The organism is Xanthomonas sp. fls2-241-TYG-148 (assembly GCF_030208815.1).
GTDB lineage: Bacteria > Pseudomonadota > Gammaproteobacteria > Xanthomonadales > Xanthomonadaceae > Xanthomonas > Xanthomonas campestris.
Window position 1 is genome coordinate 90,970 of record NZ_JARVTE010000015.1, and the last position, 15,822, is coordinate 106,791.

Genomic DNA, 15,822 nt, shown 5'->3' on the forward strand with positions numbered 1-15,822 from the left:
TAGAGAGTCGCGCAGCGCATGATGTACGCAACGTCGGTTAACGGTATGCGTAAGCGGGCGCGTCAGACCTGCACATGCAGCGGCCGGAAGCGGGGTGTCATGGCAGGCGATGCCGGTTTGCGCGATCATCTACGTTCTATGGCGGCCAGTTGTCGCTGGCTGATGCGACTCTCATGACCGACACCTCCCTCCGCAGCGACGTCCACAGCGACGCCGCTGTGCATTCCTCCCTTTTCATTCTGGGCGTGGGCGCCACCGGGCTGGATGCCACGCGGCTGGCCGAGCTGCTGGAGACCATCGGCAACGGGGCCAACCTGGCGGTGATGCTGCTGCTGCGCGACCGTGCGCTGCTGGATGAAGCGCGGCTGCGCGACCTGCTTGGCCCCCAATCCCAGCAGTTGGTGGCGCCGTGTGACGGCGACCGCTTGCAGCCAGGCCGCTTCTATCTGCCGCCGGCCGATACCCTGGTCACGCTGGAAGAAGGCCGCCTGCGTCTGCGGCCGCTGGATGGCGAAAGCGACCATGGCCTGATCGACAGCTTTTTCGTCTCGATGGCGCACGACCAGGATGGCAACGTCATCGGCCTGATCATGGGCCGCGTGGATGGTGACGGTACGTTGGGCACGGCGGCGATCAAGGAATGCGGTGGGCTGGCGCTGGTGGTGGGCGATGCGTCCCTGCACGGGCTGGATCTGCATAGCGCCAGCAGCCCGGCCGCGGTGTCCGACGATATCCTGCCGCTGCCGCGCGTGGCCGCACGCATCTCCGCGCACATGCAACGGCATCACGGTGTTGCGCATGCCGTGCCGGAAGGCGTGCGCAGCGGCGCGGAGAGCAATCAGCTCAGTCAGGTCGCCGGTATCCTGCGCAACACCACCGGGCACGATTTCCACGGCTACAAGCGCGCCACCTTCCTGCGCCGCGTGCAGCGACGCATGCAGGTGGTGCAGGTCGATACCCTGGACCAATACCTGGATGTACTGCGCAGCCGCCAGGACGAGCCGCTGCTGCTGTTCAACGATTTGCTGATCGGGGTGACCCAGTTCTTCCGCGACCGCCGCGAGTTCGAGTTCCTGGAGCAGCAGGTGATTCCGCGGCTATTCCAGGGCAAGCAGAATGGCGACAACCTGCGCGTCTGGGTGCTGGGGTGTTCCACCGGGGAAGAGGCGTATTCGCTGGCGATGCTGCTGCGCGAACATGCCGAGACGCTGGAGTCGGTGCCGCAGATCCAGATCTTCGCCAGCGATATCGATGGCCGCGCGCTGGCCGCCGCACGCGTGGGGCGCTATTCCTCCAGCATCGTGGGCGAAGTGGCGCCGGAGCGCCTCAAGCGCTGGTTCACCAAGGAAGGTGACACCTATGCGGTGAGCAAGGAGTTGCGCGAGCTGTGCGTGTTTTCCCAGCACAGCATCGTCAAGGACCCGCCGTTCTCGCGGCTGGATCTGGTGTCGTGCCGCAACCTGCTGATCTATCTGGATGCCGAACTGCAGAACCGGGTGATCCCGCTGTTCCATTTTGCGTTGAAGCCGGGCGGCTACCTGTTCCTGGGCAATGCGGAAAACGTCTCGCGCCACGCGAAATTATTCGCACCGGTGGAGCGCAGCTTCCGCGTGTTCCAGAAGATCGACGCCGAGACGCGGCTGCATTCCACCTTTCCGTCATTGTCGCCGGCGCGCCCGGGCAAGGTGCCGGCGCCGGTGCAGCGCTTGCGTTCGTCCAGCCAGGCGCTGGTGCGTGCGGGCGAGCGCATCGCCGACCGCTACGCGCCTGCGTACGCGGTGTTGGACGAGCACTTCGATGTGATGCATTTCTCCGCGCAGGCCGGGCGCTTCGTGCGCCCCGGCAGCGGCCCGCCCAGCCTCAACCTGCTCAACCTGGTGCACCGCGATCTGCGCCTGGAACTGCGCGGTGCGCTGAGCCGTGCAGAGGCCGACAACGCGCCGGTGCAGGTCAAGGGCATTCAGATGCGTGGTGACGGGGTCACCTGGGCGGTGGACATCTTCGTGGAGCCTACCTCCGATTCGGAGGTGCCGCGTGGCTATGTGGTGTTGTTCCAGGAAGTGGAGCTGCGCGAGCTTGCGGAATCAGCGTCGCAACCACCCGCCTCCGACAACGAACATGTGCAGGTGTTGGAGAACGAGCTGCGCATCACCCGCGAACGCTTGCAGGCGATGATCGAGGAGCTGGAGAGCACCAACGAGGAGCTCAAGTCCTCCAACGAGGAATACCAGTCGCTCAACGAAGAGCTGCAAAGCGCCAACGAAGAGCTGGAGACCTCCAAGGAAGAGCTGCAGTCGGTCAACGAGGAAGTCACCACCGTCAACGGCGAGCTGGCGCATCGCGTGCAGGAGTTGGCGCATGCCAATAGCGATCTGAAGAACCTGCTGGAAAGCACCCAGATCGCCACGGTGTTTCTGGACAACGAACTGCGCGTGACCAACTTCACCCCGGCCGTCACCGACATCGTGCCGTTGGTGGAAAGCGATATCCATCGCCCGATCAGCCACATCAAGATGCGCGTGGCCTACGAGGAATTGCAGGACGATGTGCGCCGGGTGATCCGCACGCTGGCGGTGCTCGACCGCGAGGTGGAAAACCCCACCACGCGCGCACGCTACATGGTGCGCGTGCTGCCGTACCGCACGGTGGACAACTTCATCGGCGGGGCGGTGATCACCTTCATGGATGTCACCCCGCTGACCCGTGCCGAAGATGCGCTGCGCGGTAGCGAGCAGCGCCTGCGCACCTTGATGGAGGGTATTCCGCAGCTGGTGTGGCGCTCGCTCGATGGCGGCCGCTGGACCTGGTCCAGCCCGCAATGGTCGGCCTACACCGGCCAGGCCGATCAGGAAAGCCGCGAGCTGGGTTGGCTGGAAGCGGTGCACCCGGACGATCGCGAACTCACCATGGACGCGTGGCGCGACTGCCCGGCCAGCGGCGGGCTGGACGTGGAGCACCGGCTCTACAATGCGGCCGAGCGCGGCTACCGCTGGTTCCATACCCGCAGCGCGCCGGTGCGCGACGACAACGGGCACGTGCTGGAATGGCTGGGCACCTCCACCGAGTCGGACAACCTGCGTCGCCTGCAGGAAGAGCAGCGCGTGCTGGTGACCGAGCTGCAGCACCGCACCCGTAACCTCATCACCGTGGTGCAGTCGGTGGCGACGCAGACCATGCAGGGCAGCGGCACCATGGACGAGTTCGCCAGCAGGTTCGAAGACCGGCTGGCCGCGCTCTCGCGTGTGCAGGGGCTGCTCTCGCAGGCAGAGAATGCGCCGGCCACCATCGGCGCGTTGTTGCGCATGGAGCTGGATGCGCTCGGTGCCGAGCCGGATCAGCGCCGCATCGTCCTCGACGGGCCGGACGTGGCGTTGCGCAAATCCACCGTGCAGACCCTGGCACTGGCATTGCACGAGTTGGCCACCAACGCACGCAAATACGGTGCTCTGGCGGTGGACACCGGCACGCTGACCATCCGTTGGCGGGTGGAGACCAGCGAGAACGCGCCTGCACGGCTGGTGTTGTCGTGGGTGGAAGAGGGCGCCAGCCTGCAACAGCGGTCCGTGCGCGCGGACGCGGGTGGCTTCGGCAGGCGCCTGATCGAAAAGGCGTTGCCCTACAGCCACGGCGCGCAGACCCGCTACGAGCTCAGCGACACGCGATTGGAATGCGAGATCCAGCTGCCGCTGACGTCGGTAGACGACTGAGGGCAGCGCCCCACGTTGCTGGGGCGAAGGGATGCGGGTTTGGTGTCGCGTCCCTGCAGGGCGGCGCTGCGTGTGAGTCCCATCGCGCGCAAGCGCGCTCCTACGCTGTGCGTTGCATTGGCGTCGCTGGCGGCAATGCAGCAGGCGTGGCGTTGGCGCGACGCGATGTTTGGGTTCCGGCTTGTTAGCGGTGAAGGGGCAAGTGCAGCTGTTCGGCGCGGTCTCAATGCTGCGCCCAGACGGGCCGCCGTGCGCCGCTATCGCAGTCTTGCCCTTCAAGGGCGCCTGGCCGCCGGTGGCAGCAAGAACTAGTGCGATGACACTGGCGCAGCGCAGTGCGTGTCATTGCGCTGCGCCAGGTGCCCGTTGTTTCGGCACGCATGCAGCGCGTTCGTCTACTGCCCAGCGTGATTGTCGGCGTGTATGGCAACAGCCAGCGCCGGTGAATGTGCAATGCATTGCCTGAGTCTGCTCGATCGTCTTGCTGCGGACTCGTCGCAGCGGCGTGGCTGCGCTGCGCATCTCCTGCACACGGATAGATGCGTTCGCAACACTGCTTCAAACGTTGGTGCAGATGCGCTCGCTGTCCGCACCACTCGCGTTTCCATACGCCTGCGCCATGGAAATTCTTGCACGCCAATGCAGTTCTTGCGGCGTGATGTGAGAAATTTTTGAAGACCAGCGTGCAAGGGCCTTGGCATGTCTACATTGCGTAAGTACTGCATCGTTCAAGACTTGGCGCGTTTTTTGCGTGGCTTGTTTGTACAGGGCGTTACGCACAGTGGAGCAGTCATGATTACCCGCATTCTTCAGTTGTCCGCCAGGGTGGCGAGCAACGCATGGGTCGAGGTCGGCGTGGGTGCCGATGCCGACATTCTGGTCGCCGACCGCGGCGGTAAGCGCGAGGAGCGTGCCACCTTCGGCCGCCGCGCGCCGGGTCAGCAACGCTCGCTGCACATGCAGGAGCCAAGCTGGCTGGGCGGTGTGGATCTGGCCATCTGGGAAACCCAGCGCTGCGCGATTCCGTTATGCGGATTCGTGTGCACCGCCTCGGTGGATGGCAATACAGCGGCCACCTGGTTGAGCCCGGACAATCGCGCGCTGTACGCGGCCGGGCTGCGCAATGTGATGGATATCGGCGGCCGCCTGCAGATGGGGTTCTCGTTGCTGGTGGCCTCGTCGTCCAGCATGCCCACGCACCGGCCGTTGTGTATCGATGGCGATGTTGCGCAGTGGTTGCAGCTCAGCGGCCATGAGGCAATGCGCCATCTCAGCCCATGGCGCCTGGAGCGTTGCGCTGCAGCGGCCGGCGTGCGCCCCGAATGGGCAGCGGAAGGACGCCCGGCGCCGCTGTTACGTGCTTGAGCGCCTGCGCACCGGGCGCGCAGCAGAGCACATGAAGAAGGGGCGCGCTGCGCCCCTTGGTGTTTCAGTGAAACCGATACAACGATGCCGAGTGGGCAGCGATGTCGTCCCGACAGGATCGAGGTCAGGTGTCGTCGCCTTCGCTATCGCTATCGCTGTCTGCGCGGGCACGTTGCTGGGCCTGCTGATGGTCCTGCTTGCCATAGGTGCCGCTCTGGCCAAAGTTGGGCTGGGTCTGGCCGTCGCGCTCGGCATGGCCGTCCGGTTCGCCTTCGCCGAGCCCACCGCCATGGCCATGCCCGCGCGGGTAATAGGCTTGCGGCTGGCCGTCCTGCGGTGGCGCGGCATCAGCGGTGTCAGCGGCAGAAGGATCGTGCCGGCCACGGCCGTCGACGGACGCATCGCCGCCGTCGCCGCGGTACGCCGACTGGCGTTCGTCGTGGGTCTCCAGTTTCGGCTTGTCGTTCATGGCAACTCCTGTGTCGTGCGGTGAGCAAAAACGCCCGGGCCGCGAACGGCCCGGGCAGTCATGCGCGGTTGCGCGGTGGGATCAGCGCTGGATATCACCGGTCGTGGAACCGGCGCCCGGGCCGGCGCCAAGGTCTGCGCCAGTGACGCGGTCCAGCTCCGGGTTGGACAGCAGGCGCAGCGACATCGCATCCAGCGCCTTGGTCTGGGTGGCATCGAGCGCCACCGTGGCCAGGCCGTCGCCGCCATCCACTGCAGCCTGCTGCTCGCGGTCGGCGATGACTTCCCACTGCTCGCCGGCATTCCACGGGCCGACCATGTCGCCTTCGCCCTGCGACATGTTGTAGTACTTGTCGGTGAAGCGCGGGTCGCCCGGCAGCTTGCCCGGCGGGAAGTTGGGTTCGATCGAATACAACGCTTTTTCGAACGACTTCTGATGCGCCACTTCGCGCGTCATCAGAAAGCGCAGTGCATCCACAATGCCCGGATCGTTGGTCACATTGATCAGGCGCTCGTAGACCAGCTTGGCGCGCGCCTCGGCGGCGATGTTCGAGCGCATGTCGGCGGTGGGGCAGCCGATGGAATCCACGTACGCGGCCGTCCACGGCACGCCGGCCGAATTCACCAGCGCCGGACCGCCACCGTAGAGAATCTGCTGCGTGTGGCTGGTGCTGTTCTGGGTCATGTTGCGCATCTCCATGGCTTCTTCCATGCCTTCGGAGAGCACCGCCTTTGGGCCCTTGTTGAGCATCGCAATGATCGAGCCGATGATTTCCAGGTGGCTCAATTCTTCGGTTGCGATATCGAACAACAGATCCTTGCGGCCCGGATCGTCCTCGCCCAGCGCCTGGGTAAAGTAACGCATGGCCGCAGCCAGCTCGCCTTGCGGTCCGCCAAACTGCTCGAGCATCAGCGTGGCCAGATCCGGATTCGGCTCGGCAACGCGGACGGTGTACATCAAACGCTTGTTATGCATGAACATGGGTTTCGCTCCATGACTGGCGCCAGGCAACAACTGCCACTGCAAGAGCGGACAGGACGCGGGGCTGGCTTGCGGAGGGAGATTTGCTGAGGATCAGCAGGAAACGCGGGGCGGGCAGGGCCGCCCCGCGCGGAACATCAGGCCGCCTTGCTGGCTTGGGATGCTTTCTGGTTGCCGCCCTGTTCGGCGAGCAGGGTGAGCTTTTCGTCGGTGGCTTTTTCTTCCTCCAGCGTTTCCAGCAGCAGCTTCAATGCATCGGCATAGCCGAGCTGCTTGGCGAGCGCGGCAATGGTGCCGTACGAGGCAATCTCGTAATGCTCCACCTTCTGCGCGCCCCCGATCAGGGCCGCATCGCGCACCGGGCCGGCTTCGATCGAGTCGATAACCTCACGGCTCTCCTCGACCAGGCCTTCCATCGCCGCGCACTTGATGCGCTTGAGCTTGATGCTGAGCAGTTCAACCACCTGGTCGATACGTTCGACCTGGCCCTGGGTTTCTTCCAGATGCGTTTCGAAGGCCTGCTTGAGCTTGGGCTCGGTCGCGGCGCGGGCCAGGCGCGGCAACGCCTTGGTCAGCTGCTTCTCGGCGCTGTAGATGTCGGACAGTTCGTGGACAAACAATTCTTCAACGGTTTTGATCGCCATGAGTGGCTCCTTTCTGGGTGGACGAAGGGGATGGGGCGGACTAACGCTTGGCGGTGACGCCTTCCAGTTGTTCGCGTTCAAGAAACGCGACGACGATGGCTTCCTGGTGTTCGATCAACCACTCGGCCATCTCGATTTCCTGCTGCAGGATGTCTTCGCAGATCTGCGCGACCTCTTGCTCGCCGGCAATGCGTGCGGCAACCACCAGAGCGCGGTACGAGGCGATTTCCATATGCTCGAAGGCATAGCTGATGCCAACGCCCTTGGTGACCTCATCGGTCATCATCGAGTTGCCCGCTGCGTGCATGCTGGCGAGCACACTGCTCAACATGCCTTTGGCGGTGGGGACGCTGCCGTCGAGCAATTCCAGGCAACGCTGCACGCCTGCGCTCTGTTGCTGGGTTTCCTGCACGTGCTGCTCGATGCGATGCTTGAGCTCCGGGTAGTGCTCGATGCGCGCGGCCATCGCCTTCATCATGGTTTCGGCTTCCTTCTCCATGGCGTAGGCGTCCTGCAGCCACTTCACCAAACGTTCCCTGGATTGCATCGTCGTCATCGTTGGATCTCTGCGGTCATGTCGTTGCGTGTTGCCTACGCTAATCAGCCGAGTGTTAGGACGATTGGTGCGTGCGGTGAACCCGGTGCGATGGCGGCCTGTTCAGTCCGCGCAATGCGATGGAGCGCATCGATGCATCACGCCGGTTCGATCGACGCAGAGCGCGCCAACGCCGCGTGGAAACCGTCTTGCAGAATCGTGCGCGCGCAGGTTTCGCGCACGTCGGTTTCGGCGGTGGCGCAATCGCGCGGCACGCTCACAGCGAACCCATGCGCAGCGGCATCGATGGCGGTGGCCAGCACGCAGACATCCAGCGCCACGCCGGTGATGACCAGGCGCTCCACCTGCAGGTCCTTCAGCAGCGGCGCCAGCGGCGTGTTCAAGAACGCTGAGTGCTTGGGCTTGAGCAACTGGTAATCCTGCGGATACGGTGTGAGCAGGCGCGCGATCTCGCAGCCACGCGCATCCGCTTGCGAGGCCAGCGCAATCAACGCGGGAAGGTCTGCATGCCAGGCGGCGAAGTTGTCATTGGCGTAGAGCACCGGCCGTTGTGCCTGCCGATAACGCTGTGCCAGCGCATCGATGCTGCGTGCAGCGCCTTGCGCGCGATGGGCGAGTTGCTCGCCCCCATCGAAATCGAAGCGGTTGAACATGTCCACGATCAACAGGGCAGAGCGCTGCGTGCTCATGGCCGTGCTCCGACGGCAAGCGCCACCATGCCCGGCCGACGTACGCGCCTGTTGCAGGGGTGCGCAGGTCGCAGCGCGAGGCATGCCCATGGGGCACGGCGACCGCGGGTCAGTGCGCTGGCAGAGAAGAATGTCGGCATGCAAGCCTCCTCGTCAGTGGTCACGCACGAGGCTAAGCACGCTGCGTACAGCGGCAATGAACGCGGCGTCGACGCGGCGTCTGCACCGGCCTGCTCGCCGGTGCGTTACAACTGACCTTCCTGCAAAACGGACCACCGCAATGACGCCACTGGATAAACCCCTGCGCCGTGAACTGCGCATCGGCGAGCAGACCTACACGCTGACCATCGACCCGGACACGCTCAAGCTGGTGGAGAAGGGCAAGCGCAAGGGCGTGGTGCTGCGCTGGGAAGACCTGGTCAGCGGCGATGCCGCCTTGGCCAGTGCCCTGCAGGCGTCGCTGCAGGGCTAAGTGGCGTTAGAGCAGCGATCACAACGACTGCGCAGCCGCCAGGCGGGCGCGGCCGCTGCTCGGAATCGGCATGTAGCCCCGTACACGCCGGTTCCTCCGCGCCGTCCGCACCTACCTGACGACTGCTCGCTATGTTTTGTTAGGAGCTCTTAGGCAAACAGACGCGCCAGTTCGCGTACCGCCGCTTCCGATGCAGCGCGGTCCGGCGCGCCATCGGCGTTGTTGTAGTCGTTGGGACCTTGCGACTGCACCAGGATGCCATCGCGACGCGGCACCACGTTGAGATTGTGGCCGCGCCACACCAGCCCATAGGTGACCTCCGGTTGCGGGATCAGCCGCGCGGTCTGCCCACGAATCGGAATGACGCTTTCATCGCCCAGCAGGGCACGCGCGCCGTAGCCGGTGGCATTGATCACGCACTTCTCGCGCAGGTCGGCGAACTGGCGCGGGCTGTCGAAGCTGCGCGTGTGCAGCTCGCCGCCGGCAAGCAGAAAATCATCCATCAGCAAGCGTGCGTAGGTGCTCAGGTTGAAAGTGAGCTGGCTGTAACGGCGCACGAACGGCACCGGGAACGGATGCGCGCCGGCGGCCACCGGCTCGGAGTGCGGCCCCAGGTCGCCGAGCAGGTCGCGTTCCAGCGGTGGATAGTCCGGCTCGTGTGCTTCGGGCGAGGCGATGCGTTGGTCGAACGGCACGTCCGACAACGCATAGCCATCGCGCCATTCGATCGGCTCGCCCGGCAAACCGAGCAGGGTCTGGTAGCGCCGGAACGAGATGCGCGCCATCTCCTCCCAGCGGGTGCGAAACGCCGCGGTGGCCTCGGCGCTGGTGCACACACGCGAGTCGGGCGACCACACGCCGGTGGCATAGAACGAACGCACATCGGGCAACTGCTCGCGTGCGTAGATGCGCACGCGCAGGCCGGCGCGTTGTGCCACCAGCGCGGTGGTCAGGCCAATCGCACCGCAGCCGATCACTGCCAGTTCGCGCACATCGGCATCGGCGCTGCGCACCAACCGCAAGGCGTGCTCGGCCGCACCCCACGACAACGACCAGCCGCTGCCACCATGGCCGTAGTTGTGCACCACGGTCTTGCGGCCGATGCGCTCGGCTTCGATCCGTGGCCCCTGCGCGCGGAACGGACGGGTGCAGCCGTTCACCGCGATGATGCGATCGACCGATGCGCGGATCGGCGCCAGCGGCGGCGTGGCAGCGAACCCGACCGGCTGCGCGGCAGGCGCTGGCGCCACGCCAGGGGCCGATGGCATTACCAAGGCGTTGCGGCTGGTACGCGTTGCCGCCCAGCCGCCGCTGGATGCGAGCGCGAGCACGGCGGCGCTGCCTTGCAGGAAATGACGACGATGCATGTGGCTCCCGGTGCAGTGGACGGCAGGCGGCGAGCATACCGCGCAGGCTGCCGCTGTCCGCGCGCGGCGCCTGCGGGTTTGCTCCGCCGAACCGGCAATTGAGGGCGCGTTTGCGCCCATTCGTCGCCTGGGCCGTTGCGCGCGCCGCGTGCCGGCTATGCTCGCCGCGTCCACCCACCGAGCCATCTGCCGTGTCCGCCAGCGTGTTCCTGATTGTCCGCATCGTGTTTGCCTGGGCCGCCGCGCTGATCGTGGCCGGCATCATGTGGGCGCAGCTGTTCGGCTCGGCAGGCTCGTTCTTCGGGTTGATCAGCATCGTGCTGATGGTGATGGCCTTGATGAGTTCGATCACGCATGTGCGGCGGGTGCGCTTGATTGCCGGGCGCCTGGACCACGATGCCTTGTCGAGCCGGCAACGCCGCCAGATCGAGATTCCGCTGGATGCGCAGGCCGCCTTTGCGGTGGTCGAAGATGCGGTGCGCGCCCTGCCGCGCGTGGAGGAGGTGGAGCCTGCACCGGGTAGCTTGCTGATCCGCGCAAAGGTGCGCCGCATCGACCCGTACGAAGGGCGCCAGCCCTCGCGCTGGAATCTGTTTGCGCGCTTTGCGATCAAGCGCAACCAGGTACTGGTGACGGTGACCCCAGGGCAGGGCACCAGCAGCGTCACGCTGTTGTGCGAGCCCGATGCCGGCGCCTGGGTGGACCTGTTCGCGGTGGATGAGGGCAGCAACTATGAAAACGCCGAGGCGATCAACCGCGCGGTGGTGCGCCGGGTCGGCGAGCAGCGCCGCGACGAGCAGGCCGCGGCCGAACAATCGGTGATCGAAAAGGAGCTGGCGGTGGCGCGCTTGAACCTGCTGCATGCGCAGGTCGAGCCGCATTTTCTCTACAACACGCTGGCCAGCGCGCAGGTGCTGGCGCGCACCGATCCGCCGCGCGCCGACATCATGATCGGCCATCTGATCCAGTACCTGCGCAGCTCGCTGCCCAGCGCCGACGGTGCCATCGCCACCCTGGGCGAAGAACTCGAACGCACCCAGGCGTACCTGGAGATCCTGCGGATCCGCATGGGCACGCGGCTGGCGCTGCAGGTGGAAGTGCCCTACGAACTGCGCACGTTGCAGCTGCCGTCGATGATGCTGCAGACCCTGGTAGAAAACGCGATCAAGCACGGGCTGGAAGCCAAGCCCGGCGGTGGCACGGTGTGGATCCTGGCGCGCCGCCAGGACGACCAGGTCACCCTCACGGTGGCAGACGACGGCCAGGGCTTCAACAACCACAGCCACGGCACCGGCATCGGCCTGAAGAACCTGCGCGAGCGGCTGCAGCTGATCTACGGCGGCAAGGCGAGCTTTGCGATCGTGTCCAACTTCCCCAGTGGCGTGGCCGCCACCATCAGCTTGCCGCTGCCGGCAGTGTCATCGCCCGCATCCGCATCTACCGCCGCGGCGCCACCGCCGCTGCCCAGCACTGCCCCCACGCAGACGCAGGTGCAGGCATGAGCGCGCTGCGTGCGGTGATCGCCGAAGACGAAGCGCTGCTGCGGCAATCCCTGCTCGCGCTGCTGGCCGAGGTCTGCCCGCAGCTGCAGGTGGTGGGCGAATGCGAAGACGGCGCCAGTGCGCTGGACACCATCGCCACCCAGCAACCGGATGTGGTGTTCCTAGATATCCGCATGCCCGGTCTGACTGGCATCGAGGTGGCACGCGCGATGCGCGAGGTCAGCCCGCGCACCCAGGTGGTGTTCGTCACCGCTTACGATCAATACGCCATCGATGCGTTCGAGCAGGGCGCGGTGGACTACCTGCTCAAACCGATCAACCGCGAGCGGCTGCAGGCCACCTGGCAGCGCGTGCAACAACGCGCCGCCGCCGGCCAGCCCGATGGCGCCATGCTGGAATCGCTGCTGCAGCGCCTGGCCGCACGCCCGGGCGCAGCCAGCGCCGCGCCGCCACTGGCCTGGCTCACCGCCAGCAGCGGCCGCGAAACGCGGCTGATCGCCCTGGATGAGGTGGCCTATTTCCAGGCCGACCAGAAATACACCACGGTGATGACCGCCGCCGGCGAGGCGATCTTGCGCACGCCGTTGCGCGAGTTGCTCGACGTGCTGGACCCGCACGTGTTCAAGCAGATCCACCGCTCCACCATCGTCAACATGAAAGCCGTAGCCTCGGTGGTGCGCGACGACAGCGGCAAGGGCCGCCTGGCGCTCCGCGGCCGCAGCGAAACGCTCACCGTGAGCCAGCCCTTCATGAGCCTGTTTCGCGGCATGTGAGCTCCGCACCCCGTCTTCCCCCGTACCGCATCGACTGAAAGGATTGCCGCCATGCGCTTGCTCGCTTCCCTGGTGTATTGCCTGCTGGCCCTGGCCGGCTGCCACGAACGTGATGGCACCACGTCCATTACCCGCGCCACCAGCGAGGGCCGCGATGTGCTCTTCAGCAAGACGTTGGCCACCGCCAGCGAATTGAGCATGCATTGCCTGGCCAGCAGCAGCGGGCAGTGCCATTACCTGGTGTACGTGGAGCAGTGCGCCCGCCCAGCGGCGGGTGCCGGCAAGGCTGCGGCCTGCGCCCGGCAGACGCTGGACCGCTTCACCCTGGCGCCGGGCCAGGAGCGCGCCGTACGCGGCGTGAGCAGGCAGGCACATACCTGCGTGGACATCAGCGCCCCCGGCGCGGATTGCCACGGTTGATGGTGCTGCCGATGTGCCACGCGTGCGCTGTATCGGTTGCCCAGAGCAGCCCTGCACTGCGAAACCAGCGGCGGCAATGCGGCAGCGCGTCACGCAAGCCTGCTGAATACGCACTGACGGCAAGCGGCCGCATCTGCGAGAATTGCCGGCTTGTTGCCGTTGCACGGCGTCTTCTGCCAGGCCTGTCATGTCCGAACACTCGTTGCGCCGCGATGTCGGCCCCTTCGCCCTCATGCTCACCGGGCTCGGCTCGATCATCGGCTCCGGCTGGTTGTTCGGCGCCTGGCGCGCTGCCGGCCTGGCCGGCCCCGGCGCGATCTGGGCCTGGATCCTGGGTGCGGCCATCATCACCACCATCGCGCTGTCGTATGCCGAACTCGGCGCCATGTTCCCAGAGTCTGGCGGCATGGTGCGCTACAGCCACTACTCGCACGGCTCGCTGGTGGGCTTCATCGCCGGCTGGGCGAACTGGATCGCCATCGTCTCCGTGATCCCGGTCGAGGCCGAGGCCTCGGTGCAGTACATGGCCTCCTGGCCGTGGCCCTGGGCACAGAGCCTCTACGTGCAGGCGCCGGGCGGGGCGGGCGAGTTGTCGGTGCCGGGGCTGCTGATTTCGGCGGTGCTGGTGCTGGTGTATTTCCTGCTCAATTTCTGGAGCGTGAAGCTGTTCGCGCGCTCCAACACCTTGATCACCGTGTTCAAACTGGTGGTGCCGGCAGCGACCGGCGTGGCGCTGATCGCCAGCGGTTTTCATAGCGAAAACTTCAGCGTGGGCATCCACGGCGATGCGCATGTAATCGACCTGGCCGCCGTGCTCACCGCCGTGGCCACCGCCGGCATCGTGTTCAGCTTCAACGGCTTCCAGAGCCCGGTGAATCTGGCCGGTGAAGCGCGCAACCCGGGGCGCAGCATTCCGTTCGCGGTGCTGGGCTCGATCGCGCTGGCCACGGTGGTGTACCTGATCCTGCAGGTGGCCTACATCGGCGCGGTGCCGCCGGAGTTGCTGGCCAAGGCCGGCTGGCACGGCATCGATTTCCGTTCGCCGTTCGCCGAGCTGGCCATCATCGTCAACCTGCACTGGCTGGCGATGCTGCTGTACATCGATGCATTCGTGAGCCCCAGCGGCACCGGCATCACCTACACCGCCACCACCGCGCGCATGGTCTACGGCATGGAAAAGAACGGCACCTTGCCGGCCGCGCTGGGCAAGCTGCACCCGGTGTGGGGCGTGCCGCGCATGGCGATGTTCTTCAACCTGGCGGTGTCCTACCTGTTCCTGTTCTTCTTCCGCGGCTGGGGCACGCTGGCGGCGGTGATTTCGGTGGCGACGATCATTTCCTACCTCACCGGGCCGATCAGCGCGATGGCGCTGCGCCGCCACGCACCGGACATGCACCGCCCGCTGCGCATCGCCTTCCTGCCGATCCTGGCCGGCGTGGCGTTCGTGATGGCCACCGAGCTGCTGTACTGGGCGCGCTGGCCGCTGACCGGCGAGATCATCCTGCTGATGGTGGTCGCGCTGCCGGTGTACTGCTACTACCAGGCCAAGCAGGGCTGGCCGGACCTGCGCCGCAACCTCAAGGGCGCGGCGTGGATGGTGTGCTATCTGCCGATCGTGGCGCTGCTGTCCTGGGCCGGCAGCACCGATTTTGGCGGCCATGGCTACCTGAGCTACGGCACCGACCTGGCGGTGGTCGCTGCGGTCGGGCTGGTGTTCTACATCTGGGGCGTGCGCAGCGGCTGGCGCACCCCGTCGGTGGAGCAGGCGGTAGCGCGCGCCTGAGGGTCAGTGCCGTGGTGCACCCGTGCGGTGACGCGCATGCGGTGGCACGCTGAATGATGAAACGCAAAAGGCCAGTGCACGTGCACTGGCCTTTTGTTTTGAAGCGGGGTGTTGCGTGAGCGTGTGGCGCGGCGTCTTCATGCAGCGCAGGTGGGCGGTGCTCTCATGCTGCGCGCGTCAGGCGTTGACCACCAGCCGCGGCGCGCCATCGAACCGGTCCAGGTCGCGCAACAGCTCGGTATAGCGGCGCAGGCGGCCCATTTCGCGCATGTTGACGATATCCTCGTGGCGCAGCTCGCGCTTGGAGGTCACTTCCTGCTTGTAGCGCAGCACTTCCGGGTAGCGGCGCGCCATGTCCAGCGCATCGGCCACGCATTCCACGGTGTCTGCATCGGGGGTGACGCGCGCGCGGGAGTTGAAGGCGCGCAGCCAGCGCTCGAAGCCGGCGCTGTGGTCGAACAGGTCGGCGATGTACCACATCACGAACAGGATCGACGCCCACGAGGTGAAGATGATGACGATGCGGCTGAAGGTGAGGTGGTAGTCGTTCTGCCAAAGCTGGTGGGTGATCACACCCAGCAGGATCAGCGAGACCGTCTGCCAGCCGATGATCGAGGCGATCACCCACTGTTTCTTTGCCACGCTGAGCAGATCGACCTCTTCGTCGAGCTGCGCGTCGGTCTTGTCACGCCAATGCGCAACCTGCTCGTCGAACGGGAGTCGGTGGAGTGCGTTGTCCTGCAGCAGCAGGCCCAAACCTTTGAACAATGCGATCATGACGAGCTCCTGACGGATGGCTGGTACGAGCGACTTGCGACTGGCAGGTGCCAGATGCCCTAGTTCTAGCACTTTCACGCGGCTTGGCAATGGCTGAGCCCTGCACCGGCCGGGCCTTCCTGCGTCATCGCGCGCAAAACGCCTGATTTGCGGCGTTTTATTGCGGTGCGGCACCGGTGGCGCCTGCTGTCGTGCTGCACTGCACACTGCGCAGGAGTGCCTGGCCGGTTCCGACTCTGCCGCGCCAGAAGTACAGGATGCGTGAGCGGCCGCCATCGCAACATGGTCTTGCAGGGAGCCCGCGTATCATTGCCCGC

14 protein-coding genes and 1 other RNA gene are annotated in these 15,822 nt (G+C 65.8%); 8 read left to right on the forward strand and 7 right to left on the reverse strand.

Features of this window, described 5'->3' with window-relative positions:
- Positions 1-173 precede the first annotated feature (173 nt).
- Complete coding sequence (locus tag QRM60_RS15750; protein WP_285446572.1) at positions 174-3,707, forward strand: CheR family methyltransferase; 3,534 nt, start codon at positions 174-176, stop codon at positions 3,705-3,707.
- Positions 3,708-4,499: 792 nt separating this feature from the next.
- Positions 4,500-5,072: a hypothetical protein gene (locus QRM60_RS15755; protein ID WP_040941885.1), complete on the forward strand. Its 573-nt coding sequence runs from the start codon at positions 4,500-4,502 to the stop codon at positions 5,070-5,072.
- 124 nt (positions 5,073-5,196) lie between these two features.
- On the opposite strand, the gene QRM60_RS15760 is transcribed toward QRM60_RS15755, so the two are convergent.
- From QRM60_RS15760 to QRM60_RS15780, 5 genes are all read right to left on the reverse strand, one after another.
- On the reverse strand, positions 5,197-5,541 hold the full coding sequence (locus QRM60_RS15760; RefSeq protein ID WP_285446573.1) for a hypothetical protein: 345 nt from the start codon (positions 5,539-5,541) through the stop codon (positions 5,197-5,199).
- An 81-nt stretch (positions 5,542-5,622) separates the two neighbouring features.
- Positions 5,623-6,522: a manganese catalase family protein gene (locus tag QRM60_RS15765; RefSeq protein WP_012439362.1), complete on the reverse strand. Its 900-nt coding sequence runs from the start codon at positions 6,520-6,522 to the stop codon at positions 5,623-5,625.
- Between the two features lie 137 nt (positions 6,523-6,659).
- Positions 6,660-7,166: a ferritin-like domain-containing protein gene (locus tag QRM60_RS15770; protein WP_011038765.1), complete on the reverse strand. Its 507-nt coding sequence runs from the start codon at positions 7,164-7,166 to the stop codon at positions 6,660-6,662.
- Positions 7,167-7,206: 40 nt separating this feature from the next.
- Positions 7,207-7,722: a ferritin-like domain-containing protein gene (locus QRM60_RS15775; RefSeq protein ID WP_115539531.1), complete on the reverse strand. Its 516-nt coding sequence runs from the start codon at positions 7,720-7,722 to the stop codon at positions 7,207-7,209.
- Positions 7,723-7,859: 137 nt separating this feature from the next.
- Complete coding sequence (locus QRM60_RS15780) at positions 7,860-8,411, reverse strand: isochorismatase family cysteine hydrolase (RefSeq protein WP_285446574.1); 552 nt, start codon at positions 8,409-8,411, stop codon at positions 7,860-7,862.
- 280 nt (positions 8,412-8,691) lie between these two features.
- On the opposite strand from QRM60_RS15780, the gene QRM60_RS15785 reads away from it, so the two are divergent.
- The gene (locus tag QRM60_RS15785; RefSeq protein ID WP_014506459.1) at positions 8,692-8,883 is read left to right on the forward strand and encodes a hypothetical protein; all 192 of its coding nucleotides are present in this window, start codon (positions 8,692-8,694) and stop codon (positions 8,881-8,883) included.
- 70 nt (positions 8,884-8,953) lie between these two features.
- Positions 8,954-9,028: non-coding RNA, sX9 sRNA (locus tag QRM60_RS15790), on the forward strand.
- A 4-nt stretch (positions 9,029-9,032) separates the two neighbouring features.
- Here the strand turns inward: QRM60_RS15790 and QRM60_RS15795 are convergent.
- Positions 9,033-10,250, reverse strand: coding sequence for an FAD-dependent oxidoreductase (locus QRM60_RS15795; protein ID WP_014506460.1), 1,218 nt, complete (start codon positions 10,248-10,250; stop codon positions 9,033-9,035).
- 191 nt (positions 10,251-10,441) lie between these two features.
- Here QRM60_RS15795 and QRM60_RS15800 point away from each other — a divergent pair, with 191 nt between their 5' ends.
- The 4 genes from QRM60_RS15800 to QRM60_RS15815 all read left to right on the forward strand — a co-directional run bounded on the left by QRM60_RS15800 (position 10,442) and on the right by QRM60_RS15815 (position 14,728).
- The gene (locus QRM60_RS15800; protein WP_115572392.1) at positions 10,442-11,752 is read left to right on the forward strand and encodes a histidine kinase; all 1,311 of its coding nucleotides are present in this window, start codon (positions 10,442-10,444) and stop codon (positions 11,750-11,752) included.
- A complete protein-coding gene (locus QRM60_RS15805) occupies positions 11,749-12,525 on the forward strand; it encodes a LytTR family DNA-binding domain-containing protein (protein ID WP_103701925.1) in 777 nt (258 codons plus the stop codon). The genes QRM60_RS15800 and QRM60_RS15805 overlap by 4 nt, the downstream gene beginning before the upstream one ends.
- A gap of 51 nt (positions 12,526-12,576) precedes the next feature.
- On the forward strand, positions 12,577-12,945 hold the full coding sequence (locus QRM60_RS15810; RefSeq protein ID WP_285446575.1) for a hypothetical protein: 369 nt from the start codon (positions 12,577-12,579) through the stop codon (positions 12,943-12,945).
- A 187-nt stretch (positions 12,946-13,132) separates the two neighbouring features.
- Entirely contained in the window at positions 13,133-14,728 is a 1,596-nt protein-coding gene (locus QRM60_RS15815) for an APC family permease (protein ID WP_011038757.1), read from the forward strand.
- Between the two features lie 177 nt (positions 14,729-14,905).
- Here the strand turns inward: QRM60_RS15815 and QRM60_RS15820 are convergent, their stop codons facing one another.
- The gene (locus QRM60_RS15820) at positions 14,906-15,505 is read right to left on the reverse strand and encodes a hypothetical protein (protein ID WP_012439356.1); all 600 of its coding nucleotides are present in this window, start codon (positions 15,503-15,505) and stop codon (positions 14,906-14,908) included.
- Positions 15,506-15,822: the final 317 nt, after the last annotated feature.

What these genes read in the sequence shown, in the direction of transcription:
- QRM60_RS15780 (WP_285446574.1), bottom strand. Translation starts at nt 8,411, where the DNA reads ATGAGCACGCAGCGCTCTGCCCTGTTGATCGTGGACATGTTCAACCGC.
- QRM60_RS15805 (WP_103701925.1), top strand. Translation starts at nt 11,749, where the DNA reads ATGAGCGCGCTGCGTGCGGTGATCGCCGAAGACGAAGCGCTGCTGCGG.
- QRM60_RS15820 (WP_012439356.1), bottom strand. Translation starts at nt 15,505, where the DNA reads ATGATCGCATTGTTCAAAGGTTTGGGCCTGCTGCTGCAGGACAACGCA.
- QRM60_RS15765 (WP_012439362.1), bottom strand. Translation starts at nt 6,522, where the DNA reads ATGTTCATGCATAACAAGCGTTTGATGTACACCGTCCGCGTTGCCGAG.
- QRM60_RS15770 (WP_011038765.1), bottom strand. Translation starts at nt 7,166, where the DNA reads ATGGCGATCAAAACCGTTGAAGAATTGTTTGTCCACGAACTGTCCGAC.
- QRM60_RS15750 (WP_285446572.1), top strand. Translation starts at nt 174, where the DNA reads ATGACCGACACCTCCCTCCGCAGCGACGTCCACAGCGACGCCGCTGTG.
- QRM60_RS15760 (WP_285446573.1), bottom strand. Translation starts at nt 5,541, where the DNA reads ATGAACGACAAGCCGAAACTGGAGACCCACGACGAACGCCAGTCGGCG.
- QRM60_RS15775 (WP_115539531.1), bottom strand. Translation starts at nt 7,722, where the DNA reads ATGACGACGATGCAATCCAGGGAACGTTTGGTGAAGTGGCTGCAGGAC.
- QRM60_RS15815 (WP_011038757.1), top strand. Translation starts at nt 13,133, where the DNA reads ATGTCCGAACACTCGTTGCGCCGCGATGTCGGCCCCTTCGCCCTCATG.
- QRM60_RS15755 (WP_040941885.1), top strand. Translation starts at nt 4,500, where the DNA reads ATGATTACCCGCATTCTTCAGTTGTCCGCCAGGGTGGCGAGCAACGCA.
- QRM60_RS15785 (WP_014506459.1), top strand. Translation starts at nt 8,692, where the DNA reads ATGACGCCACTGGATAAACCCCTGCGCCGTGAACTGCGCATCGGCGAG.
- QRM60_RS15810 (WP_285446575.1), top strand. Translation starts at nt 12,577, where the DNA reads ATGCGCTTGCTCGCTTCCCTGGTGTATTGCCTGCTGGCCCTGGCCGGC.
- QRM60_RS15795 (WP_014506460.1), bottom strand. Translation starts at nt 10,250, where the DNA reads ATGCATCGTCGTCATTTCCTGCAAGGCAGCGCCGCCGTGCTCGCGCTC.